Source organism: Thiomicrolovo immobilis (assembly GCF_039645955.1).
Lineage (GTDB): Bacteria > Campylobacterota > Campylobacteria > Campylobacterales > Sulfurimonadaceae > Thiomicrolovo > Thiomicrolovo diazotrophicus.
On record NZ_CP147916.1, the window covers coordinates 1114748 to 1140847 of the forward strand.

The following is a 26100-nucleotide window of genomic DNA, read 5'->3' on the forward strand; positions in this document are numbered from 1 at the left end:
TTTTAAAGGATCGCCCACAGCACCAGCGGCGGGTAGACGGCGTAGCCGGCGTAGGGCATCCACCTTCCCAGTGGCATAATAAGCATCTCCTGCAGCGGTGCGGAGACCTCTCTTTTTTCAAACACCTGCTGCATCAGGACGATCTTTGTCGCGATATCGACCGTTTTGATAAAGAGGAGCATGACGGCGGGCAGCGCCATCCGCGTCTCCAGGATCAGCCAGATGGCAAAGTAGTAGGTGGGGTGCAGCAGGAAGAAGTAGAAAATGCTTCTGTCATAGCGGCGCCGGATGCGTATGAGCATCTCCAGCATCGTCGGCGCCTTCTGCCAGGCGATCTCGAACCCTTCGAGGAGAAGATAAAAAACCGTTATCGCGACAATGCTCTCCATCTATTCCTTCCCCAATCTTTGTTAAAATAGCGCCATTATACCAAGGGCAGTGCATGAACGTTACCTACACGACGACGAATGAAGAAAATATCCCGGTCACGATCGAGGCGAACCTCGATTTTGAGCCCCAAAGCGACGATACGGTCTGGATGCTCTGGAGCTTCGCTCCGCTCAAATCGCCGAACGCGGCGGGCGGGTGCGACGCAGAGGAACGCCGTGTCCTCGATGCGATCAAGACGGAGCTGAACGATCGGCTCGAACTGCGCAACGGCGCCCTGTATGCCGGCATGCGCCTGCAGGAGGGGTGGGCGGAGCTTTATTACTATGCCGCCTGGAGCAAGGGGGCGGAGCAGCAGTTCCGGGATCTTTTCAAGCAGCATGGCTACGGCCGGATCGAGTACGGGGCGACCCGCGACACCCATCACGCCTTTTACCACGATGTCCTCGTACCCGACCCCTTTGAGCTTCAGCAGGCCAAAAGCACCGAGATCATTGCGGAACTGGTAGCGGCCGGCGATGACCTCTCCTGTGAACGCCCGGTGGAGCATTACCTCTTTTTCCAGACGCGAACAGCGATGCAGCGCGCGGCGGTGGCCCTGGCCGAAGAGGGTGTGCGTATTGAGACGGACCTGGAAGAGGAGGGGCTCTATCCCCACGGACTACTGTACGAACGCACACACGCCTGTACCCCCGAAGTGCTTGAGGAGGTTACCCGGCCGCTGATCGAAACCGCACTCGAGGCTCACGGGCTCTACCTGGGATGGAGCACCTCGCTTTCGGGAAGCGAGGGGTGAGGATGCGCAAAGGCGTGCTGCTGCTGCTCTGGACGGTGGCCGCGCTGCTGGTGTCGCTGCGTTACCGCGTCCGGGCCGAGGGGCGGGAGCACGTTCCGCGCTCCGGGCCGGTACTGCTGCTGGGCAACCATGTCAGCTGGCTGGACTGGCTGCTGGTGCAGATCGCGCTGCGCCGCCGTCTGCTGCGCTACATGATGGAACGTGCCATCTACGAATGGAAAGCGCTGGGGTGGATGTTCCGGCTGGGGCGGACGATCCCCGTCTCGCCCAAGGCGTCGAAGCAGGCGTTCAAAGAGGCGATATCATCGTTAAACGCGGGAGAAGCCGTGGCCATTTTTCCCGAAGGCGGCATCAGCCGGCGCTGCGAGATAGAAAAGTTTTATAGGGGTTTTGAGATAATAGCGTCTCAGAGTCACGGGGGGGAGATCGTGCCGTTTTACATCGATGGGATGTGCGGCAGCCGATGGTCCTATACCCGAAAGAGCCATCCCGGCCCGCGGCGTTCGCTGCGGCGCACGGTGACGGTCGTCTTCGGTGCCCCGATGCCCCTTGCCAGCAGCGCGGATTCGGTCCGCGACGCGGTCATGCAGTTAAAGGATTCGATTGCTCAATAAACCGGAATACACCCTCTTCAAAAATACGCGCTATGCCCTGAGCGGCCTCATCGAGGTTATCCGCAACGAGAGCTCTTTCAAACTGCAGCTTCTGCTCTTTTTCGGCATGGGCACCTTTGCCTGGCTGTTGCCGATCAGCCCGCTTTACAGCGCTATTTTGAGCATTTCCCTCTTTATCCCGCTGCTGGCGGAACTGGCCAACAGCGCGGTGGAGCGCGTCGTGGACCTGGTCACGCTCGAATACCATGAACTGGCCAAACGTGCCAAGGATGCGGGTGCGGCGCTGGTGTTCGTTTCGCTCGTGATGACCGGCGCCATCTGGATCAGCACCCTGCTGATCGCTTTTTACTTCTGAGCCTTTTTCGCACTCGCATTGGCATCCGCCGCATACGTGCTGGGGAGTTCCGGGGTGTACCCGTTGGCGATGTCGAGGCAGCGCCGGTAGGCGGTATCGCAGGCGTCGTAACACGACGAGGAGGCGTTTTCCATTCCGTCACACTTCGCGACGCAGGCATCGTTCCTTTCGTCGCATACCTCCATCGGGTCTCTCTCCTCAGCTTGCGCTGAAAGTGCCGCAAACAGGAGGCACGCTCCCCAAACTATCTGTTTCATCATGCGCTTTCTCCTCCCGGCTGTACGGCTCTCTATTTGGCATAGGGCAATGCAATGAGTGTCTAAATTATAGCGCTGTTTTCGCAAAAAAAGGAGTATAATTTCTGGTTTGCACTTATTTTTGTTTTGGCCGCTGCACGCGGTCATGGTCGGGTGGCAGCCCGTGTTCAGCGCCCGTTGGCGCTTTACTATTTGAGGTCGAAATGACGATTTCTGATATCGAAATGGAAATGAAGTTGAACGGTGTGGAGGAAGCGGATGCCGCTTCGATCCTTGCGGTTTGTAAAACGAAAGGGTACGCCCCCGAAACCCTTGACGAAGAGCTGGAAAAACGGGGATACGAACGTATCTTTACGTATGATTTTGAGAACGATGAAACCTGGGAGGACGACGAGGACGATTTTGCGCCGGTTGAACGTTTCCCCCATAAACACCGTTTCGATGATGAGTGAGTGCATGATGGAACCGCGGCAGTTGCTCGAACGCTATTATGCGATGTGGAATGATAAGGATTTCTCCCAGGCTGACGTGCTGCTCGATCCCGATGTCCGTTTCAGGGGATCGCTGGGAATCGAAGCGAACGGCCTGGCGGGCTTCAAAGACTACGCCGAGCTGGTGACACGGGCATTTCCGGCCCTTTACCACGCCGTTGAGATTACCGTTGTCGAGAACGAGAGGGCCGCCGCGTACGTCTCCTATACGGGCAAGCATGAAGGCGAGCTTTTCGGGCATCCGGCTTCGGGCAACAGGGTGAGCTTCTCCGGCGCCTCTTTTTTCCATTTCCGTAACGGCAAGATCGCATCGATCAACGTGCTCGGCGACCTCAATACGCTGCTGTCACAGTTGTCATAGTCACCTTTCTCTGTTACAATCTAAACCAAAAATGCCTTTTTGGCTACGAAAGTGAGCGGCGTATTTTGAAGAAACGGACCTTCCTGGCGATCTTATGTTTAGTGGCGTTCAGTGCGCTGGCGGCTGCGGAGACGGCCGCGCAGCAGCCCCCTGTCGTCGAACCGGCCGAAGTGAGCTGGAGCGATGAAGAGGCGGACGCGGGCGAGATCGGCACGAAACAGGTGATCGGGAAGGTGGAGAAGGTGTTTGTCGAACCGGGGGGCTTTGTCCTCGACGGCAGGATTGACACCGGTGCCAATACGACTTCCATCGGCGCGGAGGACCTCCAGGTCATCAATGAAGACGGCCAGGACTGGGCCCTGTTCAACGTCAACGGAAAACCGATCCGTGCCAAGGTCGTGCGTTTCGTGCGGATCAAACAGCACGGCGCCCCGTCGCAGCGCCGGGCGGTCGTGATGCTTAAACTCACCCTCAGCGATGTGACCCAGGCGGTCGAGGTGACCCTGACCGACCGGAGCAACTTCAAATACAAGATCCTTATCGGCGTCAATTTCCTGCATGATCACTTCATTGTCGATGTCAGCCGAAAATATATCAAAGAGCTGGTGGAAACCCCGTGATATCGTCACGTTTTCAGGTACTGATGATCGTCATGCTGCTGGCGATGGCGGGGCTCTTCGTCTCCTGGTACAAGGTGGTGTACCTGGGTGTTCCTGTCACGCCCCATGACAAGCGTTCCGTCTTTACGGTCACGGCGGAAGTGGACCTGGAAGGTACCGGCAGTGCTGCGTCGGTCTCGCTGCGTCTCCCGTCGCAGCAGCCGGGTATGAAGATCCTTGAGCGGGAGGGGGAAGCCGGCGAGTTCGGCATGACGACTGCCACCATGCAGGACGGGGAACTGCTGCACTGGACGAAACGGCAGTTTGACGACAAGAGCAAGCTCTTTTATAAAGTTAGGGTTACGCCCGAACCGCTCTACGAGCCTCAGGAACGCAAGGATATGTGGGATACGTCCCCCGCATATGACGACACACAGTTCTGGGATGCATCGGAACAGGCCGCGGCGGCGGGGATCCTCAACTTCGCGCGGGAGCATTCGGCCGATGGGATCTCCCTGGCGGCACAGCTGATCGATATGTTCAACACCGAAATGCCGACCGATGCGGTCAAAGAGCTCCTGGCGAAGAAGAACGAGACGACATCCTCCCTGGTCATGGCACTGCTGGCACGGGAAAAGGTTCCCTTCCGCAAGGTGCGCGGTATTATGCTCGAGGATGGGCAGAAAAAACGGCGGGCCGTGACCCTGCTGGAGGTGAAAGGGACGGACGAGACGGGCTATTTCAGCTTCAAGTCGGGGCAGATCACGCTGCCGGAGAACTTCTTTGTCTGGTCACTCGGCAACCGGGCAATGATGACGACAAAGGGGATTGCCAAAGCGCGGCTGCGCTTCTCGGTCAGCGAGGCGAAAGTCGCGGCCTCGATGCTCAGCAAGCGTGAAATGCTGCGTCAGGGTAACGATTTCCTGAACTTCTCGCTCTACACCCTGCCGAGCTCCCAGCAAAACGCTTTCAAGCAGCTATTGCTGATCCCGATCGGCGCACTGGTGGTCGTCATCTTCCGTATCCTGATCGGGATCCGCACCATGGGGACCTTCATGCCCGTCCTGTTTGCCCTCGCCTTTATTCAGACGACGCTGATCAGCGGTCTGGCGATGTTCTTCGTCATTGTCGCGAGCGGCCTGATCGTACGCAGCTACCTCTCCCGGCTCCAGCTGCTGCTGGTGGCGAGGATATCCGCCGTTATCATCGTCGTGATCAGCATTATGTCGATCATGAGCATCATCAGTTTCAAACTCGGGATCGACGAAGTGCTCAAGATCACCTTCTTCCCGATGATCATCCTCTCCTGGACGATCGAGAGGATGTCGATCCTCTGGGAGGAGAGCGGGGCGCGGGAGGCGCTGACCCAGGTCGGCGGTTCACTGATCGTAGCGATCGCCGCCTCTTTTGCGATGGATAACGACTTTGTGCGCCACCTGACCTTTACCTTCCCCGAACTGCAGCTGCTCGTCCTGGCCATGGTCATCCTGATCGGCCGCTACACCGGCTACCGTCTTTCAGAACTGGTGCGTTTCGCACCGATGGCCGGGCGATGAAACTGGTGACCTTCGGCGCGCTGCGGCGCAAAGGCATCATCGGGATGAATTACCGCAATATCGAACTGATCGGCCGCTACAATCCCCGCAAACTCTACCCGATGGTCGATAACAAGCTGATGACCAAAGAGCTGGCCACCGCTTCGGGGGTACCGGTGACGGAACTTTATGCGACCATCGAACGCCAGTCCCAGCTGCGCGACCTGCACACCATCCTCGCCCCCTACGACAGTTTTGTCGTCAAACCCGATTACGGCAGCGGCGGGAAGGGGATCGTCGTCATCACCCACCGCGAAGGCGATACCTTTATCAAAGCCAGCGGCGATGCGCTCTCCCTGTCGGACCTGCGCAAACACTTCTCGAATGTCCTCAGCGGCCTCTACTCGCTGGGCGGCCGGTACGATACGGCGATCATCGAAAAGGTCGTCGCCTTCGACCCGATGTTCGCCAATTACAGTTTCGAAGGGGTGCCGGACATCCGCATCATCGTCTACCGGGGCTACCCGGTGATGGCGATGATGCGCTGTCCGACCAAGGAGAGCGACGGGAAAGCGAACCTGCACCAGGGGGCCGTCGGCGTCGGATTGAACCTGAAAGACGGTTCGGCGCTTTCGGCGGTTATCCACGACCGCCCCGTCACGCACCATCCCGATACCCATCACGATTTCGCCCACCTTCGGGTCCCCCAGTGGGAGGCGGTGCTGTCGATGGCGTCATCGTGTTATGAGATGACGGGCCTGGGCTACCTGGGGGCCGACATCGTTTTTGACAAGAACGACGGTGCGCTGCTGCTGGAGCTCAATGCCCGGCCGGGACTGGCGATCCAGATCGCCAACGGCATGGGGCTTCGGGGCCGACTGGAGACGGTGGACCGCCAAAAACAGACGCGGGATGCCCATGAGCGCGTGCTTTACAGTATGAACTATCTCGAATAAAGTCAGAGGGAGACAATGCAAACGTATGGCCTGACACCGGAGCAGCAGGATGAAGCGCTTCGTATCCACGCGGAGAACCTGGCGCTCGCGCCTTACCAGGCGGAACTGATCAAGCTTCAGCAGCATATCGAACGCAACCGATTGAAGATGATGGTGCTCTTCGAAGGGCGTGACGCCGCGGGCAAAGGAACGACGATCGGCAGCGTCAGCCGTTTCATGAACCCGAAACACTACCGCATCGTCGCCCTGGGCAAACCGACGGAGGAGGAGCGCTCCCAGTGGTATTTCCAGCGCTACATCAAACACTTCCCCCATTTCGGCGAACTGGTGCTTTTCGACCGCAGCTGGTACAACCGGGCGATGGTCGAGCCGGTCTTCGGGTTCTGCACCCCGCGCGAGCATGCACTTTTCCTCAAGCACGTCGTGCCGTTCGAGCAGGCGCTGACGGAGGAAGGGACGCTCCTCGTCAAACTCTATTTCAGCGTCAGCAAGCAGAAGCAGGCCCTGCGTTTCGAACAGCGCCGGAGCGATCCGCTGCGCCGCTGGAAACTCAGCGAGATCGACATGCAGGCGCAGAGCATGTGGGAGCAGTTTACGCAGATGAAGTACCAGATGCTGACCGTGACCGATCACGCGGCGGCCCCCTGGCACGTTATCCGCTCCAGCGACAAGCACAGGGCGCGGCTCGAGACGATGAAGCTCCTGCTGCGGCAGGTCGATTACGAAGGGCGTGACGACAGCCTCATGCTCACACCGGACCCGAAGGTCTGCTTCTCAGGGCGGCAGGAGTTGAACCTGATGGACCAGCACGGCAAAGGATATACATCATGAGCGGCACGGCGTTCAGCGAATTCCTCGATACTCTGAAGTACCTTGTCCGCCGCCCCTCCGTCGTCGGTGCAGAACACCCCTTCTTCCTGACGCTCAAGCGCGAACTCGACGAGCTCGGGATCGAAACCACCCTCTATGAGGGGGTGCTTTTCGCGCAGGGGCGGCGCCCCGAAACGGGGGCCTTGTCGGCGCATATCGACCGCCACGGCCTGATCTGTACGGGGCCGAACGAGTTCCAGTACGCGGCGTTCCTGACCCAGAACCGCGCGGACCTGATCGGCAACTCGGTGGCGGAACAGACGATGAATACGATTTCGGAACGTTTCGCGGGGCAGGCGGTCCAGGCCTATCAGCCCTGGTCGGGTACATACATCGGGCTGGGCAATATCGAGAAGGCCTACATCTGCCCGCGGCGCAACAACCTGATCTTCGAGGTGAAAGGGCTGGAGTATCTGCTGCCGGGAACACCGGTCGCCTATGTCGATTCGCTCCGGATCAATGGGGGGATGCTCTCGGCCCAGCTTGACAACGTCATCAGCGCGGCGCTGATCCTGCATCTTTACCGCTGCGGATACGAGGGGACGGCTTTTTTCACCGCACAGGAGGAGGCAGGCAAAAGCTGGCGTTTCGTGCTGGAGTGGTACCGCCGCTTCGACGGGAAGACGGACCGGCTCCTGGTGCTCGACACCAGTCCTTTCCCCGACCGAGAAACGGCCGATGCGCAGGACCTGGTGCTGCGCTACCGGGATGCGAACGCTTCTTTCAACGAGGCATTTACGGAGGAGATCGCCGCGCGCTGTGAAACTCTCGGCATCCGCTACAGTTTCAAAGACCGCTATATCGAGGCGCAAAACGCCAAGCTGATGGCCTCCGGAGGAACGGCGGCATCACTGGGGAGTACGGAGATGGGGCGGCTGGCCGCGGAGGGAACGCTCCAGGGGACGACGCTGCAACTGCCGACGACCGGGTATCATACCGTCTCGGAGACGGTCCGGACGGAATCCGTCAAGAAGATGCTGCAGCTGCTCACTGATCTCTACCTTTAGGCGGCGATCAGATCAGAGGCGGGTCCTGCAGCAGAGAGGGCATCGCTTCGCCGACGGCACTTTCGTCCAGGGCCTCCAGGGCCTCCAAGTGGGAGATGGTATGGGCCTTCTCCTTGGTGGCGATATGAAAGATCGCATCCCCTTCGTAGACCAGGGGGGTTTCCAGGCGTCCGATGATGACCCCGTCGAATTCGGCATAGACCTCGATCACCTCCTGCTGCAGCGGCACGTCGATCTGCGCCAACAGTTCACCCTCTTTGACGAAACTTCCCGGGGCTTTGAAACTGCGCATCAGCCCGCTTTGGGGCGATCGAAGCCATTTGCTGCTGCTGACGGTGACGGTCGGCAGCTTTTTGGGGGTATAGGTGGTTTTCGGCAGCATTCCCAGATGGCGCATGACGTGGACGATCCCCTTCAGCCCGGTGCGGATGGAGAGCTCGTCGTAGCGGAGCGCTTCTCCCCCTTCGTAGAGCAGTATGGGCACCCCTTTTTCCACGGCCGCTTCGCGCAGCGAACCATCGCGAAGCGCGGAGTGCATCAGCACAGGCGCACGGAATGCCTCGGCCATTGCCAGGGTCCTTTCGTCGTCGAGGTTGGCCCGTACCTGCGGGAAGTTCGAGCGGTGGACGGCGCCGGTATGCAGGTCGATTCCCGCGTCGGCTTTGTCGACGATCTCGTCCATGAAGATCTTGGCGACCCTGGAGGCGAGGCTTCCTTTCTGCATGCCGGGGAAGGATCGGTTGAGATCGCGGCGGTCGGGGAGGTAGCGCGAATGCTGGATCAGGCCGTAGGGGTTGACGACGGGAACGGCCACGATGGTGCCGCGGAGTTTGGCGAGCTGGGGGAGCTGCAGCAGACGGCGGATGATCTCGATACCGTTGAGTTCATCCCCATGGACGGTTGCACTGACAAACAGGGTCGGACCTTTGCGCTTTCCCCGAACGACCTCGACCGGCATATCGATCCGTTTTTCGGAGTAGAGGGCGGGCAGAGGGATGGGAATGACTTTGCGCTCCCCCCTGGCGACGGAAATTCCTGCTATCTCGAACATGGCGTCATCCCCTTTACATTGGTGAAAGTCTCGGCTTTTTGGCGCGGGGCTTGCTGCTGGCCTTTTCAAGGTGCTGGATAATGAGACCGGCGATGTCTTTGCCGGAGGCGCTTTCGATCCCCTTGAGCCCGGGGGAGGAGTTGACCTCCATAATCAGCGGGCCGCGTTTGGAACGGAGCATATCGACGCCGCAAACCTGCAGCCCCATTGCTTTGGCCGCGGCAACGGCGGCCGCGCGTTCGTCGGGAGTGATCTTGATCACTTTGGCGCTGCCGCCGCGGTGCAGGTTGGAGCGGAACTCCCCCTCGGGCCCCTGGCGCTTCATCGCGGCGACGACCCTGTCGCCGATGACAAGGCAGCGGATATCCGCACCGCCCGCCTCCTTGATGAACTCCTGGACCATGATGTTGGCATTGAGCCCCATGAAGGCCTGGATAACGCTCTCGGCGGCCTTTTTCGTCTCGGCGAGGACCACGCCGATCCCCTGGGTCCCTTCGAGGAGTTTGATAACGACCGGCGCGCCACCGACCATGTCGAGTACGTCATCAATGTCGTCGGGATTGCGGGCGAAGCCGGTTGCCGGCATCCCGACCCCTTTGCGCGCCAGCAGCTGCAGGGAGCGCAGCTTGTCACGGGCGCGCTTGATGGCGATGGAGTCGTTCAGCGGGTGCAGTCCCATCACCTCGAACTGCCGCAGTACCGCCGTCCCGTAAAAGGTGATCGACGCCCCGATGCGGGGAATAACGGCATCGAACCCGACGAGGTCTTCGCCCTTGTAGTGCATCGACGGCCGCTCGGAGGTGATGTTCATGTAACAGCGCAGGGTGTCGATGACCTCGACCTCGTGTCCGCGTGCCTGGGCCGCTTCGACGAGGCGGCGGGTCGAATAGAGATTCTTGTTGCGTGAAAGGATGGCAATTTTCATTCGGCGGGCTCCCCGGTAAGATAAGAGGCATCGGGATCGACAATGAAACGTTTTTCCATGGCACGGCGGCCAAGCAGCATCCGGAACACCATCGTGTCGCGGTTGGTGAGGGTAATTTCGGCGTCAAAGGTTACATTTCCGATGCAGATCGGCGTCAGGATGACGTAGCGCTCTTCCCGGTGACCGCCGGAATCGCTGACGGTGCGTACATCAAAGAGTTCGGCAACGCATTCGACGACCGTCTCCGTATCATTTTGATTCGGGTGCAGTCCGAACCGCACCATCCGTTTGCCGTCCGTCTCAAACGCCTCAACGTAAAAGGCATGGAGGGCAGACGTTTTGGCCCCGGTGTCGATTTTACAGTTGACGGCGTTGACGCCCAGTGCCGGGAGTCCAACCTGTTCACGCCAGCCGATAACCTGTTTATCCTGCTTCATGTGGTTTACTCTTGTATCAAAGTTTAATTCTACCATTATAGGTCATGATTGATTAAGAAGAGGCCCCTTGGGCAGGGCGTTTCTCAGGGACTTGGTAAAGCTCTTGACCAGGTGCAGGGCATTGACGGTGATTGTCGTCATCTCCGAAGGGATGGCAGGGTTTTTGGCAATGGCTTCGATGACCTCCATGCTGTTTTTGTAGGAGTTGGCCACCCGCCTGTAGGTCTCCTCCAGTACTTCGCGTTCCGCTTCGGCACCCTGGGCGACGGCATGATAGGCCAGGACGCTTTTGAGGATCTGGTAACGGAGGTCTTTGTAAAAGGACTGCTCCTCGGGCGACGCGGCATCGTAGAGACGTTCGATGTCGTAAAGCATATCTTTGATCGCCTTGGCCGCGGTGGCCAGGTAGGCGATGGTACGCTGCAGTGCAAGGAGCTGCACCTGCTGCTCCTGCTGGGGGCAGTTCGGGGCGAGCAGGATGATGTAGCGGTAGATCTCCCCCTCATGCCGGCGGATATTCGAGTAGAGCCGGTCAAAAGCGATGTCGAAGTGCTTGGGCGGGGCTTCGAGGAGCTTGTCGACGGAGAGCCCCGCCTCAAACGCTTTCGGCGGCGGGATGTCGATGGCGAGCAGGGCGAACTCTTCGACCCGCTGTGACAGGGTCGTCACTTCGTTTTTCAGGGCGTCTATCGCCATGTCCGGGACCGTGACCGCCACTTTGTGGATCCACTTGGTTACCTGCAGCGGTTCTTTTTTGAACGTCCGCATCAAGAGACGTTCAAGCAGAGGGATAAAAGGGTACCAGAGCAGGACGCCCAGCAGATTGAACAGGGTGTGGAAGAGGGCGATCTTGACGACGCCGTCCGCGCCGGCGGCGAAGCGGTCTATCCCCCATATCAGTGCGCCCATAAGCAGCAGTGCCGCTGCTGCCGTCGAAATATTGAAAAGCACGTGGGCCAGTGCCGTTCTTTTCTTGTCGGAGGTGCCGCCGAGGGCGCCGAGAATGGCGGTGACCGTTGTCCCGAGGTTGGCGCCTACCACGAAAGCCGCTGCGGCGGGGAAACCGATAATGCCGGTATAAAGGGCACTCTGGGCGATGGCGATGGCGGCGGAACTGGATTGGATCAGCGCGGTAAGCGCAAAGCCGATCAGCACGAACCAGTAGGGGTGCCAGGTCTGGAAGGCCGTGAGGTCAAAGGTCTCCGCAAAGCCGCCGAAGCTCCCCTTCATCCCTTCAAGGCCCAGAAAAAGCAGTCCGAAACCGACCATGACGCCGAAATGTTTTTTCCAGCGGCTGTCCGAGGAGACGAGCACGCTGCCAAGACCCCCGATGCCGATCAGCAGGTACGAGAGCAGACGGATGTCGAGTTTGAAACCGACCAGGGCAACGATCCATGCCGTGACGGTGGTGCCGAGGTTCGCGCCGAAAACGACGGCGATCGCCCCGCCCAGGCTCATCAGCTGCGCCCCGACGAGCGACAGCGCCATCAGGGTGACGACGGAAGAGCTTTGAAAGACGGCCGTCGCGCCCAGCCCCGTCATCAGGCTGCGCAGAGGCGTACCGGTCGCACGCTGGACGATGCTTCTGAAGGCATGGCCGGCGGACTGGCGGATCTCGCTCTCCAGGAAGAGCATCCCGAAGAGGAAAAGACCGAGCCCGGAGAACGCCTCCACCCAGAGGATGAATGACGGCATACCGCTCCTTTTTCCACGATTTAAGACAGTATAGCAAGATTACGCTCCGGCGACAATCGTCCTGTTTTCGGGGGCTGCTTAAACGGAAATAGGTTACTATTTTAGGTGAATTTATTGACGAGGTAGAAGAATGGCTACTGTATTGATTATCGGTGCGGGCGGCGTGGGCCGCGTGGTGACGCACAAGTGCGTTATGAACAGCGAAACGTTTACAAAGATTGTCCTGGCGAGCCGCAGACTCGAGAGCTGCAAGGCGATTGCGGACGAACTCCCGGTCGGTGCCGTCGCGATTGAACAGGTCAATGCGGACAGCGTCGAAGAGACCGCTGCCCTCATCAAAAAGGTCAAGGCCGACATCGTTATCAACGTGGCGCTTCCCTATCAGGACCTTTCCATTATGGACGCCTGTATCGAGACGGGTGTCGATTACCTGGATACGGCCAACTACGAGCATCCGGACGAAGCGAAGTTCGAGTACAAGGAGCAGTGGGCCCGCGACGCGGCATTCAAACAGGCGGGGATCATGGGGCTGCTGGGCAGCGGCTTCGACCCGGGCGCGACCAACGTCTTCTGCGCCTATGCCCAGAAACACTACTTCGACGAGATCCATACCATTGATATCCTCGACTGCAATGCCGGTGACCACGGCTATCCTTTCGCAACGAACTTCAACCCGGAGATCAACCTGCGCGAGGTGAGTGCAAAGGGACGCTACTGGGAAGAAGGCGAGTGGATCGAGACGGACCCGATGCAGATCCATATGAGCTGGGACTACCCCGAAGTCGGTCCCAAGGAGAGCTACCTCCTTTACCATGAGGAGATGGAGTCGCTCGTGAAGCATATCAAGGGGCTCAAGCGTATCCGCTTCTTCATGACCTTCGGCGAGAGCTACCTCACCCACATGAAGTGCCTGGAAAACGTCGGGATGCTGGGTATCGAACCGGTGGAGCATCAGGGACAGAAGATCGTCCCGATCGAGTTTCTCCGTACCCTGCTGCCCGATCCGGCGAGCCTGGGGCCGCGTACCAAGGGCAAGACGAACATCGGCATCGTCGCCGAAGGGCTCAAAGACGGCAAAAAACGCAAGGTCTACATCTACCAGGTGAAAGACCATGAGGCGTGCTACGCCGAGGTTAAATCACAGGGCGTCTCCTACACGACGGGTGTCCCGGCGATGATCGGCGCGAAACTGATGCTGGAGAAAAAGTGGTATGAGAAGGGGGTCTGGAATATGGAGCAGTTCGACCCGGACCCGTTTATGGACGAAATGAACGCGCAGGGCTTACCGTGGAAAGTCCAGGAGCTGGACGCGTAAGGTTCGTCTCCGGCTCCTCCTCGCAGGGGACCGGTTCTTTCTCTTCCCCCTCCACTTTGACTTCATTGAGCGCGCACATCTGCTGTTCAGACGCTTTTTTCTTCGCGGCTTCCTCCATCTTCTGCGCGACATACTCCGGAACGATATCGACCAGCGCGATCGGCGCGTAGGAGGGCGAATCGTAGGTGTAGAGCTTATTGGCCTTCATGACGTAGTAGAGGCGGGCGACATATTCGTCGCGCAGCTCCGAGTAGCGGCGCAGGTGGCGCAGCAGCTCGAAGGGGTTGTCGGTCTGGTAGCGTGCGCGCCGGAAGCCGCTGTAGGCGTATCCCTTGGCGATCATCCTGAAATAGCCGCGGATCGCGTCGTTGAGGGTGGCGAACTTCTTCACATAGATCGTCTTGGCGCCGCGCTGCTCCGAGGCGGCGATCCTTGGCTCATGCTTGTTATACGACCAGATCCCGAAAACGTTATTGGCCACCTTGAAGAAACGCGAACTTCCCCACCCGGTCTCCAGTGCCGCCTGGGCGATAACGAGGCTGATCGGGTGCGTGTGCATACTGCGCAGCAGACAGGGATACCCGGCAACGTTGTAGCGCTGCATCTGCTCCTGGAGCCACGCCTCTTCAGCGGTCGTGCGCCCGGGTTTGTTTATCAACATTTTTGCCCGGGCGTATTCGGCATCGAGTTCGGCTTTGACCGCCTGCACCGCGGGGAGGATCTGGCGGATGAAACGGGCTTTTTTCTCGCGTGTACTCAGCCTCTGCTCCGGGTGCAGTTCGAGGTTGGCCGTGACCGCTTCGGTCCCGTTCGGGGCCTTGACAGGTTCATTTTCGGCGGGGGAAGAGGTTATAATATCGTAGAGTGAATAGAGGGTGAAGGCAAGCGCGATGGCCGCGACACCCAGTATGAATTTTTGCATGGACGGGATTATATCAAAAAGTAACACGATGAAAAAGTATTATGACGTTGAAACACCGGTTTATATTTGTGAAGAGGCGCGTCTGGCATCGAACCTCGCGCTGCTCGATCGCGTCCAGCGCGAGAGCGGCGCGAAGATCATCCTGGCGCTCAAAGGCTTTGCGATGTGGTCGACGTTCGACCTTGTCGGACGTTATCTGCAGGGGTGCACCGCCAGTGGCCTGCATGAGGCGAAGCTGGCGCGGGAGAAGATGAATAAAGAGGTGCATACCTACTCCCCCGCCTATAAAGAGCGGGATATCGATGAGATCGCAGCGATCTCCGACCATATCGTCTTCAACTCCCCGGACCAGCTGGCGCGTTTTTATGATCGTGTCAAAAGCGTCAATCCGGGCCTCTCCGTCTCCCTGCGCGTCAACCCGGAGTACTCCTCGTCGCCGGTCGACCTCTACAACCCCTGCGGGCTTTACAGCCGTCTGGGAACGACGGCGGCCAATTTTGACGCGGCACAGCTTCCAAAACTCAACGGGCTGAATTTTCATGCGCTTTGCGAACAGAACGTCGATGCCCTTGAAGGGGTCCTCGAAGCCTTCGAAGCGAAGTTTGGTGCCTACATCGACGGGCTCGAGTACATCAATTTCGGCGGGGGGCACCACATTACCCGCGCCGATTACGATGTCGAGCGCCTGATCGAGGTGATACGCGCTTTCCGCGAGCGCCATAAGGGGATCACGGTCTACCTGGAACCGGGCGAAGCGGTCGGCTGGCAGACCGGTCCGCTGGTCGCGACGGTGCTCGACATCGTGCATAACGGGATGGACATCGCCATCCTCGACATCTCCGCCGAGGCGCATATGCCCGACACACTGGCCATGCCGTACCGCGCCGAGGTGCGCGATGCTGCCGAGACCGGGGAAAAACCTCATACCTACCGTCTCGGCGGCAATACCTGTCTGGCGGGCGATATCATGGGAGACTACGCCTTCGATGCGCCGCTGCAAGTAGGGGACCAGATTGTCTTCGAAGACCAGATCCACTACACCTTCGTCAAAAACACGACCTTCAACGGCGTGCAGCTTCCTTCACTGGCCATATTGCGGCAAAACGGGCAGATGGAGATCGTCAAGCGGTTCGGATACGAAACCTACCGCGATCGTCTCTCCTGACCGATTTCTTACCCTGAAGGGCATCATAGCCTGTTGATGTAGGGTTCGACCTCTTTTTGCAGCATCGCTTCGAGCTCCCTTTCGCTCCGCTGCAGCGTCTCGCGGTAGATCCCGGGCACGATGCGAATGAACACTGCGACGATGGCGGGATCGAAGTGGGTACCGGAATGGCTTTTGATGTAGTCGAGGGAGGCCTCGAGCGTCATGGGCGCTTTGTAGGGGCGGCGTGAGCTCAGGGCGTCAAAGACGTCGGCGACGCTGAAGATGCGCGCTTCCAGGGGGATCGCCTCTCCGCGCAGGCCGTGGGGATAACCGCTGCCGTCATACTTCTCATGGTGGCCGGCGATCACGCTCCCGGCGTTGGAAAGCCAGGTGACATGGCTGACGATTTCCAGCCCTTTCTCGACATGGCTTTTCATCAGCTCGAACTCATCGGCGGTCAATTTGCCCGCTTTTAACAAAATTGCGTCCGGAATGCCGATTTTGCCGATATCGTGGAGATAGGCGCCGAGGATGATATTGGCAATGTGCTTTTGACCGCAGCACTGCAGCGCCTCGGCAAGTCTCAGCGTATAGAGTGTGACACGGTAACTGTGGCTCGACGTGCCGCTGTCACGCTGGGCGACGGCGCTGCCGAGGGCGGAAACGGTCCCGAAATAGCTGCGGATCAGCTCACTGTTTTTGAGGCGAAGCTGCCGATAGTAGAAGAGGATCATCGGAAAAAGGGCGAGGGCAAATACCGCGCCGGTCGCGAGCACAAGCCAGAGCGCATTGGCATAATGCTCACGCATGCGCCGGATGATGCCCTCGTCGACGGGCAGCACGCCGCGGAAAGCCCTGACGACTTGCCGCCCGAAAGGATTCTTGATCTGGGCCGGTCCGGTGGCGAAAACAAGGTAGGGGGAGCGGTCATGTTCGATCAACGTGAAATCCTCCTCTTCACCGGCCGGCAGAACCGGCAACGGTGTCTTGTCCTTAAGCGAAGCCCATTTGCCGGAGGCGAAGGTGTGCAGCAGACGCCCTTTCCCGTCATAGGCTTCGAGATAGGGGATCTGCATACTATGCAGCACTTCACGCATCTCTTCACTGACCGGTTCGGATTCATCCATCGCCAGGTGTGCGCGTACCTGCGTCATAACGTCCGCGAAGCGCTGACTGACATAATCTTCCATCCGCGAATGGTGCTGTTGGTACACCGTGGCAAACATAATGCCGATGACAATGAGATAGGCGATAATCATGCGTAACGTGAACGAGAGGAGCATAGTGGCATCTCCGGTACAGTGTGTCAACCTCTATTGTAACGCATCAGGGTGCCGGATCCCAATGCCCGGGATCACCGGGGCACGGCTTAGGGAAGGGCGACGACGTAGACTTGCCCTTTGCGGTAGACGTAGACACGCTTGATTTTCCCTTTGGCGTTTTTGTGCGCTTTGACCAGGGAGGCGATGTCGGTGACGGGGGTGTTTTCCAGCTGGACAATGATGTCTCCGGGCCGGATACCCTGCATCGCCGCATCGCTCTCGGCGTCGACTTCGGTGACAAGGACCCCCTCGACGTCATCGGGTATCCGCAGGCGGTAACGCTGCTGCGCGTCAATGTTCTGCAGGCTCACTCCTTCAAAGACGGCGTCGGCGTCGTTCGTGTCGTGTTCGCCCAGGTCGGTCAGATTGACATAGACGCTGTCGGTGTCGCCGTCGCGTTCATAGGTGATTTTGACACGGCTTCCGGGACGGTACATCCCGACCCTGTTCTTCAGGTCGGCGGCGTTGCGGATAGGGTCGCCGTCGACGGCGATTATGAGGTCGCCCCGTTTCAGTCCCGCCTTTGCCGCCGGCGAATCGACAACGATATCGTTGAGCAGGGCACCCTGTTCATGCTTGTACAGCGACTGCAGCTCTTTGGTCATATTGCCGATGCTGACGCCGAGGTAGCCCCGCGTGACGCTGCCGTCCTCGATCAGTTTCTTGGCAATGCTTTTGACCATATCGACCTCGATGGCAAAGCCGATCCCGTTGTTGCCGCCGCTGCGGGTGATGATGGCGGAGTTGATACCGATCAGCGCCCCGCGGCTGTCGACGAGGGCACCGCCGGAGTTCCCGGGGTTGATGGAGGCATCGGTCTGGATGAAGTTCTCGTACTCGTTGATCCCGATGCCGCTTTTATGCTGGGCCGAAACGATCCCCTGCGAGACGCTGAGACCGACACCGAAGGGGTTGCCGATCGCAAAGACGATATCCCCGATCTGGAGCTCGGCGGAGCTGCCCATCCGGATCGGCGTCAGCCCCTCCGCGTCGATTCGGATAACGGCGATATCCGATTTGGGGTCACTGCCGACAAGCTTGGCGCGATACTCCTTTTGGGAATCCGGCAGTTTGACCATGATGGTGTCGGCATCTTCGACGACATGATTATTGGTGACGATGTAGCCGTCCTTGGTAACGATAACACCGGAACCGAGGCTCTGGCGGTGGGGATTGGGATTGTAGCGCCGTCCGAAGAACTGTTCAAAGAACGGGTGCATCTGTTCCATGTACTTCTGGGAGCGCGTCTGTTTCGATGAGATGTAGACGATGGATGCCTTCGCCCGCTCGACGGCAGGACTGAATGAGAGCACCTCGTTGGGACCGTTGGGCATCACCCTCTTGGTCACCGGAGGCATTTCGTCAAAGGTGACGGCCGCGGCCTGGAGGGTCAGCACGGCGGAAAGAATGGAACTGAGTAGTAGGTATCTTCTGGGCATCGATCATCCTTTGAAAAGTGGAATAACCCAGTATAGAACGCGCTATTTAATCGTGTGTAAACAGTGTGCTACTCGTAGCGGAACAGGTCGGAGTCGCTGTAGGTGGAGTCTTCCGAGATATAGGCGTCGGGATGGGCGTCAAGAATTTTTTTCGCCTCTTCCGTGCTGGTGCATTTTCCCAGAAGCTCCTCGTACTCGAAGGGGCCGCTGGCCAGATTGATCCGCTTGCGCTGCTTGATAATGTAGATATGCTGTTTGACTTTTTCCGTTCCCATCAGTCAACCCTAAAATAGTTTGGTATAGATTGATTCTAGTGTGAAATTGTCAATTTAATATCACAAATAATTATAAAATAAATGAAAGTTTTCTAGAGGAGTCTCAGTGCGGTATCCACGGCATTGCGGTAACTGTTGAGGCGTGCTTTGCCGCGGTAGGCGATGTCGAACGCGGTGCCGTGGTCGACGGAAGTACGGATAATGGGAAGGTTCAGCGAGATGTTGACACTTTCGTCGAAATAGAGGGCCTTGAGCGGAGCGAGCCCCTGGTCGTGATACATGGCCACGATATGACGGTGCACGGAACGGAAGGTCGGCGTAAAGGCGGCATCGGGAACGACCGGCCCGAAAAAGGGGCGTCCGTCGCACTTGAACCCTTTTGAGGCGATCGTGTCGTTGGCCAGGTCAATGGCCGCTTCGATCTCCCGCTCTTCATCACCGAGTACGCCGTTATCCCCGGCATGGGGATTGAGCCCCAGTACGGCTATATCATCGAAGCCGGTGGCCCGGTAGAGGTCGACGAGAAAACGGGCGAGGGCGTTGCGCTCGACCTTCGCCGGTACCTCTTTGAGCGGAACGTGTTCGGTAAAGAGCGCGACATAGAGCTGGCTGCACCCCAGCATCATGATCGCTTCCTGCTCGAAATGATCACGCAGCAGGTCGGTGTGACCTTTGTAGGTGATGCCCGCCTGCATCCACGCCTCTTTGTGGATCGGGAGGGTGACGATGGCATCCGTTTCGCCCGCTTCGGTCAGCGCGATCGCCTTGACAAAGGAGGCGTGGCTGTAGCGCCCGGCATCGGCGGTGACGCATCCGGGCTTGATGGCGGCGGGGAGCCCCAGGGGGACCATGGTGAAATCGTCGGGCAGCTGCATGCCCAGCAGGGATGCCGCCTCGGCCATGACCTCGGGGTCGACGCAGTAATAGGGGCGGCAGACGTCGGCGATCTGCGGATGGGTCCGCAGGGCGATCTCCGGGCCGACCCCGTTCGGATCACCGATGCTGACGGCAAGGCGTGGCAGGCTCATCGGACGAGCAGCGCTTTCATATCGCGCACTGCGGCAGCGAGGCCGGAGAAGACGGAGCGTGCGACAATGCTCTGGCCGATATTGAGCTCTGTGATCTCTGCAATGGCCGTGATAGCATGCACATTATGGTAGTTCAGCCCATGGCCCGCGGCGATTTCGAGGCCGATGGAATGGGCGTGTTCCGCGCTCTGGCGCAGGGCGTCGACGGCGGCTTCGAGGCGGCGCTGCAGGTCGTCGCGCGGCAGTTCGAGGTCGGGGATGCTGTGGCGGGTATAGGGGAGGGCGGAGTGGAGCATCGCATAGATATTGGCGTAGGTTCCCGTGTGGAGTTCCACCATTTCCGCTTCCAGGGCTTTGGACTGCTCCATAATGTGCGCGGAGGGATCGACGAAGAGCGATACGGGGATCCCGGCATCGTGAAGCTGGTCGATCGCATCGGAGACGGCGGTGCTTTGGCCGATGACGTCAAGCCCGCCTTCGGTGGTCACCTCTTCGCGGTTTTCCGGCACAAGCGTGGCGCGGTGGGGACGGAGTTCGCAGACGATGTCGATGATCGACTGGTTGATGGAGCACTCCAGGTTGACCGGCAGCGGCGAGGAGGCGATGATCTTCTGGGCGTCCTCGTCGTGAATGTGGCGGCGGTCTTCGCGGAGGTGGATGGTGATCTGGTCCGCGCCGTTCTGCGCACAGAGGGCGAGGGCCATCAGCGGGTCGGGATCATTGATGCGGCGCGCTTCGCGCAGTACGGCGATATGGTCGATATTGACGCCGAGCTGGATGGGACGGTGATCCTGGGGCATGCAACTCCTTCTCTGCTCTCTCAATGGTCATGAAATTATACCCATATTAACAGATAAAATCGGTAAAAAGGATCTGGCCGTTTTCGCGCATTGAACACGAAAGTTGTGACTGTTTTTAATGGTGATTATTTTTTAACCACCAAACTTCTTCACCTGTTTGATAAAAATGTTATACTGACACCCAGAAAACATGTCACGAGGTTGTTTAACCTCACCACTGTCCACAATAGGCGGCTAGGGTTCCGGCGGGTTACCGTGTCTGGTCCGAGAGCCGTCGACCTCTTGAGTAGGGGTTACACGGAGGGATAAAAGCCCGGGAGGTTACAACCTCTTGGCGTGTTTATTCCATTACCTACTCAGGAGATTTACATGAAATCTATTTTCAAATCTACCTCAAAACTCTTAGTTGCCGCTACGCTGGTCATGGGCCTTGGTGCCTCTTCGCTGATGGCGGAAGTCAAAGATAAGTTTCAGGTCTCCTGGACGATCTATGTCGGATGGATGCCCTGGGATTACGCCCAGCAAAAAGGGATCATCGACAAGTGGGCCAAAAAATACGGCATCGAGATCGAGATGGTCCAGGTCAACGACTACATCGAATCAATCAACCAATATACTGCAGGAAAATTTGACGGCTGTCTCATGACAAATATGGACGCCCTCACTATTCCGGCTGCCGGCGGCGTTGACTCTACGGCGGTCATCATGGGTGACTACTCCAACGGGAACGACGGTATCCTCCTCAAAAACAAGAAAAAACTTTCCGACATCAAAGGCCAGACGGTCAACCTCGTCGAACTCTCTGTCTCACACTACCTGCTGGCGCGTGCGCTTGAAACGGTTGGCCTGAGCGAGAAAGACGTCAAGGTCCTCAACACATCCGACGCCGACATGGTCGCGGCATGGGGGACGAAAGACGTTACGGCGATGACGACATGGAATCCGCAGCTCAGCGAGATCATGGCCAACAATAAAGATGCGAACCTTGTCTTCGACTCCAGCAAGACGCCGGGCGAGATCATCGATATGCTCGTCATCAACACTGAAACGCTCAAAGACAACCCGAAACTGGCCAAGGCACTGACCGGTGCATGGTTTGAAACGATGGCACTGATGAAAAAGGGCGACGAAGCGGCCCTGACTTTTATGGCGCAGGCTTCCGGTACGGACCTCGCGGGGTACAAGAGCCAGCTTGACTCCACGATGATGTTCTACGAGCCCGCTGACCTGCTGACGTTTACCACCAGCGACGCCATTCCGGCGACGATGAAAAAAGTCAGCGAATTCTCCTTTGATCACGGCATCCTCGGTGAAGGTGCTCCTGACGCCGAGTTCATCGGTATGGCGTTCCCGGGCGGTAAAACGTTCGGTGATCCGAAAAACATCAAGCTTCGCTTCGACGACACCTACGTCAAAATGGCAGCCGAAGGGAAACTGTAAGGTCCTCTCATGAAACGTTTAATGAACCTCAGACCGTCGAAGCAGTCCCTCTTTTTCCTGGGGCTGCTGCCGTTCGTCCTGATCGTGCTCCTCTACCTGGGAGCGTCGGAAGTCCGCCTGGCGGAAAATCCGAACGACAAACTGCTGCCCTCGATGAGCAGCTTTGCCGAAGCCATCGACCGTATGGCGTTTGAACCGAGCAAGCGTACCGGCGAATACCTCTTCGCCCGGGATACGGTTGCCTCGCTCGAGCGTCTCGGCCTCGGCGTGCTCATCAGTGCGGTGCTTGCGCTGCTGATGGGGATCCCGCTGGGGTTCATTCCCTTCGTTCGTGCGGGCCTTTCGCCCTTCGTCGCGGCCTTTTCCATGGTGCCGCCAATGGCTATTTTGCCCATCTTATTCATTATCTTCGGTATGGGTGAGCTGGCTAAAGTAGCACTAATCGTCATCGGGGTGACCCCGCTGATCGTCCGCGACCTGCAGCAGCGGGTCATGGAGATTCCTGCGGAGCAGCTGATCAAGGCACAGACCCTGGGCGGATCGTCCTGGACGATCGTCCTGCGCGTCGTGCTGCCGCAGATCTTTCCGCGCCTGCTTGATGCGGTGCGCCTCACCATGGGGACGGCGTGGATCTTCCTGATCTCCGCCGAAGCGATTTCGGCCACCGAAGGGCTGGGGTACCGGATCTTCCTGGTACGCCGCTATCTGTCGATGGATGTGATCCTGCCGTATGTCGCCTGGATCACCTTCCTCGCCTTTTTGTTTGATTATCTGCTCAAGCGGTTCACTTACAAGGTGTTCCCGTGGTATGACGCAGGAAAGGAGCAGTCATGAGCCTCGTCACCGTCAAAAACCTCTGGAAAGAGTACGGTGACAACGTCGTGCTGGAAAACCTGAACCTAAACATCGAAGCGGGGGAATTCTGTACGCTCGTCGGACCGTCGGGCTGCGGGAAAACGACCTTTCTGAAGATGCTGCTGGGGCAGGAGAACCCGACCCGCGGCACCTTTTTGCTTGATGGGAAGCCTTTCCCGGAAGAGCCGGGTGTCGACCGCGGGATCGTCTTCCAGCGTTACTCGGTCTTTTCGCACCTGAGCGTGCTGAAAAACGTCATGCTCGGGATCGAGTTTGACCAGTCGCCGCTGATGGGGCGCCTTTTCGGCCAGGCCCGCAAGGCGGCGGAAGCCGAAGCGATGGCGATGCTTGAAGCCGTCGGCCTGGGCGACGCGGCGCACAAGTACCCCAGCGAGCTCTCCGGGGGGATGCAGCAGCGTCTCTCCATCGCGCAGTCTCTGGTGAAAAAGCCGAAGATCCTGCTGCTGGACGAACCCTTCGGAGCCCTCGACCCGGGGATCCGCGCCGACATGCACGCGCTGATCCTCGACCTGTGGGAGAAGAACAACCTCACCGTCGTCATGGTGACCCATGACCTCCACGAGGGATTCTACCTGGGAACGCGGCTGCTGGTCTTCGACAAGGTTCGCCACGATCCGCATGCACCCAACGCCTACGGGGCGCGCATCACCTACGACATCCCCGTCGGGGATACGCGCGAATCCGTACTCGAAGAGATCGATAAAACCATCAAGGTTTGATCCAATCCCGGAAGAGCAGATCTTCCAGTGCCGCAGGACGACTTGCGGCATCATGACGCGCGGGACGGCCCGAAAACTTTGAAGGAGAAACAGTGATTACTGAACACAAAAACCTGAAACCAGAATCCATCATCCTCGACGAGGTGCTCCCGGGCGGTGCACGCTGGTCGAAGATCATCAAGCGCGGCGACAAGATCCGCATCACGACCAAGGACGGGCTGGGCACCCTCAGCGCGATGTTCTACAACGCTGACAACACCTCGGAGCGTTTCAACTCCGCCGACACGGTCAAACTTCAGCATAATGCCTACTTCTGCAAAGGGCGGGTTTTCTATTCCGAGCAGGGCCGCGTTCTGCTTTCCATTACGGAAGATACGACCGAGGGGCTTTTTGATGCCATCGGCGGGATCAGCAACCCGCGCCTTGTCGCGAAAAACTTCGGCGAAGGCGATTTCGAACATATCCGCAACCGCTACTACAAAAGCGACCGGGAGAACTTCCTCGTCGAACTCGGCAAATACGGCATGGGAAAACGCGACATGCTTCAGGCGGTCAACTTTTTCAGACGTGTCGACGTCAAAGAGGGCAACAAGCTGGCGCTTTCGGAAAAGCGACCGCAGCCGGAGAGCTACATCGAACTGCGTGCGGAGATGAACGTCCTGCTGGTACTCTCCAACACGCCGCATGTCATGGAAACGGGAACGTACAACCCGAGCGACGTCCAGCTGACGCTGTTCAAAGCGGCCCCGGTCACCGAAGATGATTACTGCATGAACTTCAGTATCCAGTCCCAACGTGCGTTCAAGAACAACGCACGCTACTTTGCCTGAGGAGCGCGTGATGAAAAGAGACATCGAAACAGCCGTATACAACCACAAACTGCCGGCCGGCGTGCCATGGAGCTACGTCGTGAAAAAAGGCCAGACGCTGCGTATCGTCGACCTTGAAGGGTGCCAGGCCGTCGACACGCTTTTTTACAATGCCAATGATCATGAAGAGCGCTATTCGGCCAACGATACGATCCGCGAGCAGGGAAGCATCTTCGTCACGACGGGCACCCAGCTGATCTCCACCGACGACAATGTCATGATGACGATCACCGACGATACCTGCGGCAATCACGATACCCTGGGCGGGCACTGCTCTGCGGAGAGCAACACCGTACGTTACGGCCACGATACGAAGTACATGCACAGCTGCCGTGACAACTACCTTTTCGAGATCGGTGAACGGGAAATGGATCCGCGGGACCTCACGAACAACATCAACTTCTTCATGAACGTGCCGATCGAGGAGAACGGTTTCCTGATCATCGTCGACGGTATCTCCAAGCCGGGCGACTATGTCGACATGAAAGCCGAGATGGACACACTGGTGCTGATCTCGAACTGTCCGCAGCTCAACAACCCGTGCAACGCGTTCAACCCGTCGCCGATTCAGCTGGTCATCTGGGACGACTGAGACGATGAAAAAGGCGACACGGCTTCTGCGCTTCGAAGATGCATGGCTGCCGAACCTGGCGGCATGGACCTATATGCTGAGTGCCTACGTGGGCGGATTTGCCGCCATCCTGGCCGATTCCTTGTGGCTGAACGCGGCAGGGGTACTCCTACTGGCGCACGGTATGGTCATCGCCGCCTATTTCATTCACGAGTGTGCCCACGATTCGCTCTTCAGGCTGCCGATCAACAACCGCCGCTTCGGAGAGGCACTGCTCTGGATCTGCGGCGCGTCGTACAGTGATTACGAGGCGATACGTCTGAAGCATGTCCGCCACCACTTGGATCGTGCCGACGTCGTTTCGTTCGATTTCCGTACCCGCCTGCTGCACTATCCGAAACTGCTCAAGACGATCCAGGTACTGGAGTGGTTCTACATCCCGGCCCTTGAGATCATGATGCACGCCCTGGTCGTGGTTCTGCCGTTTGTCAAAGAGAGCCGCCGCTATCTGCGCCGCCGCGTCGTTACGGTACTGCTGCTGCGTATCGCTTTCTTTGGCGCACTGGCCTCGATTTCGCTGAAGGTGCTGCTGCTTTACCCGCTGGCGTACATGATTTTCCTGACGGTCATGCGTTTCATGGACGTGCACCAGCACACCTATGATGTGCATGAAACATTGGACTTTTCGCGCGAAGCGCAAGTAAAACAGTATGACCGCGCCTTCGAATCGCGCAACACCTATTCGAACCTGATCTCAGAGAAATACCCGTGGCTGAACCTGCTGGTCCTCAATTTCGCGTACCACAACGTTCACCACGACCAGCAGATCCAGCCGTGGTACCGGCTGCCGGGGCTGCATGCCAAGCTCTACGGCGAGGACAGGACGCAGGTGCTGATGTTCTCTGACCTGGCGCGCAGCTACCACCGCTACCGTGTCGCGCGGGTCCTCAACGGGGACCCGGCCGACCTTGACGTCAAGCACGATGCAGGCCGCACCTTTATCGGGGTGGACGGCGTCTCGTTCCTGACGGCGCACTGAAG

General features: G+C 58.4%; 30 protein-coding genes and 1 riboswitch. Of the genes, 18 read left to right on the top strand and 12 right to left on the bottom strand.

Annotation, left to right across the window (positions count from 1 at the left end; all coding sequences use genetic code 11):
- Positions 1-2 precede the first annotated feature (2 nt).
- Positions 3-389: a hypothetical protein gene (locus WCX72_RS05740; protein WP_345971351.1), complete on the bottom strand. Its 387-nt coding sequence runs from the start codon at positions 387-389 to the stop codon at positions 3-5.
- Between the two features lie 53 nt (positions 390-442).
- On the opposite strand from WCX72_RS05740, the gene WCX72_RS05745 reads away from it, so the two are divergent.
- The 3 genes from WCX72_RS05745 to WCX72_RS05755 are packed head-to-tail and all read left to right on the top strand — an operon-like array spanning position 443 to position 2152.
- Complete coding sequence (locus WCX72_RS05745; RefSeq protein WP_345971352.1) at positions 443-1183, top strand: DUF695 domain-containing protein; 741 nt, start codon at positions 443-445, stop codon at positions 1181-1183.
- A gap of 2 nt (positions 1184-1185) precedes the next feature.
- A complete protein-coding gene (locus WCX72_RS05750) occupies positions 1186-1797 on the top strand; it encodes a 1-acyl-sn-glycerol-3-phosphate acyltransferase (protein WP_345971353.1) in 612 nt (203 codons plus the stop codon).
- Complete coding sequence (locus tag WCX72_RS05755) at positions 1787-2152, top strand: diacylglycerol kinase (protein WP_231021128.1); 366 nt, start codon at positions 1787-1789, stop codon at positions 2150-2152. The genes WCX72_RS05750 and WCX72_RS05755 overlap by 11 nt, the downstream gene beginning before the upstream one ends.
- Here the strand turns inward: WCX72_RS05755 and WCX72_RS05760 are convergent.
- The gene (locus WCX72_RS05760; RefSeq protein WP_345971354.1) at positions 2143-2412 is read right to left on the bottom strand and encodes a hypothetical protein; all 270 of its coding nucleotides are present in this window, start codon (positions 2410-2412) and stop codon (positions 2143-2145) included. The genes WCX72_RS05755 and WCX72_RS05760 overlap by 10 nt on opposite strands.
- 221 nt (positions 2413-2633) lie before the next feature.
- On the opposite strand from WCX72_RS05760, the gene WCX72_RS05765 reads away from it, so the two are divergent.
- The 7 genes from WCX72_RS05765 to WCX72_RS05795 all read left to right on the top strand — a co-directional run bounded on the left by WCX72_RS05765 (position 2634) and on the right by WCX72_RS05795 (position 8228).
- Positions 2634-2861 carry a hypothetical protein gene (locus WCX72_RS05765; RefSeq protein WP_231021130.1) on the top strand — a complete coding sequence of 76 codons (228 nt, stop codon included), beginning with the start codon at positions 2634-2636 and terminating at the stop codon, positions 2859-2861.
- A 4-nt stretch (positions 2862-2865) separates the two neighbouring features.
- Positions 2866-3261: an ester cyclase gene (locus WCX72_RS05770; protein WP_345971355.1), complete on the top strand. Its 396-nt coding sequence runs from the start codon at positions 2866-2868 to the stop codon at positions 3259-3261.
- A gap of 65 nt (positions 3262-3326) precedes the next feature.
- A complete protein-coding gene (locus WCX72_RS05775) occupies positions 3327-3881 on the top strand; it encodes a RimK/LysX family protein (RefSeq protein WP_345971356.1) in 555 nt (184 codons plus the stop codon).
- Entirely contained in the window at positions 3878-5416 is a 1539-nt protein-coding gene (locus tag WCX72_RS05780; RefSeq protein WP_345971357.1) for a UUP1 family membrane protein, read from the top strand. The genes WCX72_RS05775 and WCX72_RS05780 overlap by 4 nt, the downstream gene beginning before the upstream one ends.
- Positions 5413-6351, top strand: a complete 939-nt coding sequence (locus WCX72_RS05785) for an alpha-L-glutamate ligase-like protein (protein WP_345971358.1) — start codon at positions 5413-5415, stop codon at positions 6349-6351. The genes WCX72_RS05780 and WCX72_RS05785 overlap by 4 nt, the downstream gene beginning before the upstream one ends.
- Positions 6352-6366: 15 nt before the next feature.
- Positions 6367-7182 (top strand): polyphosphate kinase 2, encoded by an 816-nt coding sequence (gene ppk2 / locus WCX72_RS05790; RefSeq protein ID WP_345971359.1) that lies wholly within the window; start codon positions 6367-6369, stop codon positions 7180-7182.
- Positions 7179-8228, top strand: coding sequence for a peptidase M42 (locus WCX72_RS05795; protein WP_345971360.1), 1050 nt, complete (start codon positions 7179-7181; stop codon positions 8226-8228). The genes ppk2 and WCX72_RS05795 overlap by 4 nt, the downstream gene beginning before the upstream one ends.
- Before the next feature lie 7 nt (positions 8229-8235).
- Here the strand turns inward: WCX72_RS05795 and WCX72_RS05800 are convergent, their stop codons facing one another.
- From WCX72_RS05800 to WCX72_RS05815, 4 genes are read right to left on the bottom strand one after another with little or no spacing between them, the layout of a single operon-like run.
- Positions 8236-9279 carry a succinylglutamate desuccinylase/aspartoacylase family protein gene (locus tag WCX72_RS05800; RefSeq protein ID WP_345971361.1) on the bottom strand — a complete coding sequence of 348 codons (1044 nt, stop codon included), beginning with the start codon at positions 9277-9279 and terminating at the stop codon, positions 8236-8238.
- Positions 9280-9292: 13 nt separating this feature from the next.
- Positions 9293-10204 carry a 30S ribosomal protein S6--L-glutamate ligase gene (gene rimK / locus WCX72_RS05805; protein WP_345971362.1) on the bottom strand — a complete coding sequence of 304 codons (912 nt, stop codon included), beginning with the start codon at positions 10202-10204 and terminating at the stop codon, positions 9293-9295.
- Entirely contained in the window at positions 10201-10641 is a 441-nt protein-coding gene (locus WCX72_RS05810; protein ID WP_345971363.1) for a RimK/LysX family protein, read from the bottom strand. The genes rimK and WCX72_RS05810 overlap by 4 nt, the downstream gene beginning before the upstream one ends.
- 42 nt (positions 10642-10683) lie before the next feature.
- A complete protein-coding gene (locus WCX72_RS05815; RefSeq protein WP_345971364.1) occupies positions 10684-12336 on the bottom strand; it encodes a Na/Pi symporter in 1653 nt (550 codons plus the stop codon).
- A 130-nt stretch (positions 12337-12466) separates the two neighbouring features.
- Here WCX72_RS05815 and WCX72_RS05820 point away from each other — a divergent pair, with 130 nt between their 5' ends.
- Positions 12467-13651 carry a saccharopine dehydrogenase family protein gene (locus WCX72_RS05820; RefSeq protein WP_345971365.1) on the top strand — a complete coding sequence of 395 codons (1185 nt, stop codon included), beginning with the start codon at positions 12467-12469 and terminating at the stop codon, positions 13649-13651.
- Here the strand turns inward: WCX72_RS05820 and WCX72_RS05825 are convergent.
- A complete protein-coding gene (locus WCX72_RS05825) occupies positions 13593-14573 on the bottom strand; it encodes a glucosaminidase domain-containing protein (protein WP_345971366.1) in 981 nt (326 codons plus the stop codon). The two genes, WCX72_RS05820 and WCX72_RS05825, sit on opposite strands and share 59 nt — an antisense overlap.
- 28 nt (positions 14574-14601) lie before the next feature.
- Here WCX72_RS05825 and nspC point away from each other — a divergent pair, with 28 nt between their 5' ends.
- On the top strand, positions 14602-15738 hold the full coding sequence (nspC, locus tag WCX72_RS05830; protein ID WP_345971367.1) for a carboxynorspermidine decarboxylase: 1137 nt from the start codon (positions 14602-14604) through the stop codon (positions 15736-15738).
- A 23-nt stretch (positions 15739-15761) separates the two neighbouring features.
- Here nspC and WCX72_RS05835 read toward each other — a convergent pair whose 3' ends face one another.
- The 5 genes from WCX72_RS05835 to WCX72_RS05855 form a co-directional block, all read right to left on the bottom strand.
- Positions 15762-17003: an HD domain-containing phosphohydrolase gene (locus WCX72_RS05835; protein WP_345971368.1), complete on the bottom strand. Its 1242-nt coding sequence runs from the start codon at positions 17001-17003 to the stop codon at positions 15762-15764.
- A gap of 86 nt (positions 17004-17089) precedes the next feature.
- Complete coding sequence (locus WCX72_RS05840; protein WP_345971369.1) at positions 17090-18481, bottom strand: Do family serine endopeptidase; 1392 nt, start codon at positions 18479-18481, stop codon at positions 17090-17092.
- A gap of 68 nt (positions 18482-18549) precedes the next feature.
- Complete coding sequence (locus WCX72_RS05845; RefSeq protein ID WP_345971370.1) at positions 18550-18756, bottom strand: hypothetical protein; 207 nt, start codon at positions 18754-18756, stop codon at positions 18550-18552.
- 92 nt (positions 18757-18848) lie between these two features.
- On the bottom strand, positions 18849-19784 hold the full coding sequence (pdxA, locus tag WCX72_RS05850; RefSeq protein ID WP_345971371.1) for a 4-hydroxythreonine-4-phosphate dehydrogenase: 936 nt from the start codon (positions 19782-19784) through the stop codon (positions 18849-18851).
- A complete protein-coding gene (locus WCX72_RS05855) occupies positions 19781-20563 on the bottom strand; it encodes a pyridoxine 5'-phosphate synthase (RefSeq protein WP_345971525.1) in 783 nt (260 codons plus the stop codon). Before WCX72_RS05855 ends, pdxA begins: the two co-directional genes overlap by 4 nt.
- A 244-nt stretch (positions 20564-20807) precedes the next feature.
- Positions 20808-20906, top strand: a riboswitch (guanidine-I (ykkC/yxkD leader).
- A gap of 47 nt (positions 20907-20953) precedes the next feature.
- Between WCX72_RS05855 and WCX72_RS05860 the strand changes: the two genes are divergently transcribed.
- The 6 genes from WCX72_RS05860 (at position 20954) to WCX72_RS05885 (ending at position 26098) form a co-directional block, all read left to right on the top strand.
- A complete protein-coding gene (locus WCX72_RS05860; protein WP_345971372.1) occupies positions 20954-22024 on the top strand; it encodes a putative urea ABC transporter substrate-binding protein in 1071 nt (356 codons plus the stop codon).
- Between the two features lie 9 nt (positions 22025-22033).
- On the top strand, positions 22034-22858 hold the full coding sequence (locus tag WCX72_RS05865; protein ID WP_345971373.1) for an ABC transporter permease: 825 nt from the start codon (positions 22034-22036) through the stop codon (positions 22856-22858).
- On the top strand, positions 22855-23619 hold the full coding sequence (locus WCX72_RS05870) for an ABC transporter ATP-binding protein (protein WP_345971374.1): 765 nt from the start codon (positions 22855-22857) through the stop codon (positions 23617-23619). The genes WCX72_RS05865 and WCX72_RS05870 overlap by 4 nt, the downstream gene beginning before the upstream one ends.
- A gap of 92 nt (positions 23620-23711) precedes the next feature.
- Positions 23712-24449: an urea amidolyase associated protein UAAP1 gene (locus tag WCX72_RS05875; protein ID WP_345971375.1), complete on the top strand. Its 738-nt coding sequence runs from the start codon at positions 23712-23714 to the stop codon at positions 24447-24449.
- Positions 24450-24459: 10 nt separating this feature from the next.
- Positions 24460-25080, top strand: coding sequence for an urea amidolyase associated protein UAAP2 (locus WCX72_RS05880; RefSeq protein ID WP_231021152.1), 621 nt, complete (start codon positions 24460-24462; stop codon positions 25078-25080).
- A 4-nt stretch (positions 25081-25084) separates the two neighbouring features.
- Positions 25085-26098, top strand: coding sequence for a fatty acid desaturase (locus WCX72_RS05885; protein ID WP_345971376.1), 1014 nt, complete (start codon positions 25085-25087; stop codon positions 26096-26098).
- Positions 26099-26100: the final 2 nt, after the last annotated feature.

What these genes read in the sequence shown, in the direction of transcription:
- WCX72_RS05740 (WP_345971351.1), bottom strand. Translation starts at nt 389, where the DNA reads ATGGAGAGCATTGTCGCGATAACGGTTTTTTATCTTCTCCTCGAAGGG.
- WCX72_RS05815 (WP_345971364.1), bottom strand. Translation starts at nt 12,336, where the DNA reads ATGCCGTCATTCATCCTCTGGGTGGAGGCGTTCTCCGGGCTCGGTCTT.
- WCX72_RS05885 (WP_345971376.1), top strand. Translation starts at nt 25,085, where the DNA reads ATGAAAAAGGCGACACGGCTTCTGCGCTTCGAAGATGCATGGCTGCCG.
- WCX72_RS05760 (WP_345971354.1), bottom strand. Translation starts at nt 2,412, where the DNA reads ATGATGAAACAGATAGTTTGGGGAGCGTGCCTCCTGTTTGCGGCACTT.
- WCX72_RS05800 (WP_345971361.1), bottom strand. Translation starts at nt 9,279, where the DNA reads ATGTTCGAGATAGCAGGAATTTCCGTCGCCAGGGGGGAGCGCAAAGTC.
- WCX72_RS05745 (WP_345971352.1), top strand. Translation starts at nt 443, where the DNA reads ATGAACGTTACCTACACGACGACGAATGAAGAAAATATCCCGGTCACG.
- WCX72_RS05870 (WP_345971374.1), top strand. Translation starts at nt 22,855, where the DNA reads ATGAGCCTCGTCACCGTCAAAAACCTCTGGAAAGAGTACGGTGACAAC.
- WCX72_RS05785 (WP_345971358.1), top strand. Translation starts at nt 5,413, where the DNA reads ATGAAACTGGTGACCTTCGGCGCGCTGCGGCGCAAAGGCATCATCGGG.
- WCX72_RS05825 (WP_345971366.1), bottom strand. Translation starts at nt 14,573, where the DNA reads ATGCAAAAATTCATACTGGGTGTCGCGGCCATCGCGCTTGCCTTCACC.
- WCX72_RS05880 (WP_231021152.1), top strand. Translation starts at nt 24,460, where the DNA reads ATGAAAAGAGACATCGAAACAGCCGTATACAACCACAAACTGCCGGCC.
- WCX72_RS05770 (WP_345971355.1), top strand. Translation starts at nt 2,866, where the DNA reads ATGATGGAACCGCGGCAGTTGCTCGAACGCTATTATGCGATGTGGAAT.
- WCX72_RS05845 (WP_345971370.1), bottom strand. Translation starts at nt 18,756, where the DNA reads ATGGGAACGGAAAAAGTCAAACAGCATATCTACATTATCAAGCAGCGC.
- WCX72_RS05820 (WP_345971365.1), top strand. Translation starts at nt 12,467, where the DNA reads ATGGCTACTGTATTGATTATCGGTGCGGGCGGCGTGGGCCGCGTGGTG.
- WCX72_RS05840 (WP_345971369.1), bottom strand. Translation starts at nt 18,481, where the DNA reads ATGCCCAGAAGATACCTACTACTCAGTTCCATTCTTTCCGCCGTGCTG.
- WCX72_RS05765 (WP_231021130.1), top strand. Translation starts at nt 2,634, where the DNA reads ATGGAAATGAAGTTGAACGGTGTGGAGGAAGCGGATGCCGCTTCGATC.
- nspC (WP_345971367.1), top strand. Translation starts at nt 14,602, where the DNA reads ATGAAAAAGTATTATGACGTTGAAACACCGGTTTATATTTGTGAAGAG.
- pdxA (WP_345971371.1), bottom strand. Translation starts at nt 19,784, where the DNA reads ATGAGCCTGCCACGCCTTGCCGTCAGCATCGGTGATCCGAACGGGGTC.
- WCX72_RS05750 (WP_345971353.1), top strand. Translation starts at nt 1,186, where the DNA reads ATGCGCAAAGGCGTGCTGCTGCTGCTCTGGACGGTGGCCGCGCTGCTG.
- WCX72_RS05795 (WP_345971360.1), top strand. Translation starts at nt 7,179, where the DNA reads ATGAGCGGCACGGCGTTCAGCGAATTCCTCGATACTCTGAAGTACCTT.
- WCX72_RS05860 (WP_345971372.1), top strand. Translation starts at nt 20,954, where the DNA reads ATGAAATCTATTTTCAAATCTACCTCAAAACTCTTAGTTGCCGCTACG.
- WCX72_RS05835 (WP_345971368.1), bottom strand. Translation starts at nt 17,003, where the DNA reads ATGCTCCTCTCGTTCACGTTACGCATGATTATCGCCTATCTCATTGTC.
- ppk2 (WP_345971359.1), top strand. Translation starts at nt 6,367, where the DNA reads ATGCAAACGTATGGCCTGACACCGGAGCAGCAGGATGAAGCGCTTCGT.
- rimK (WP_345971362.1), bottom strand. Translation starts at nt 10,204, where the DNA reads ATGAAAATTGCCATCCTTTCACGCAACAAGAATCTCTATTCGACCCGC.
- WCX72_RS05810 (WP_345971363.1), bottom strand. Translation starts at nt 10,641, where the DNA reads ATGAAGCAGGATAAACAGGTTATCGGCTGGCGTGAACAGGTTGGACTC.
- WCX72_RS05865 (WP_345971373.1), top strand. Translation starts at nt 22,034, where the DNA reads ATGAAACGTTTAATGAACCTCAGACCGTCGAAGCAGTCCCTCTTTTTC.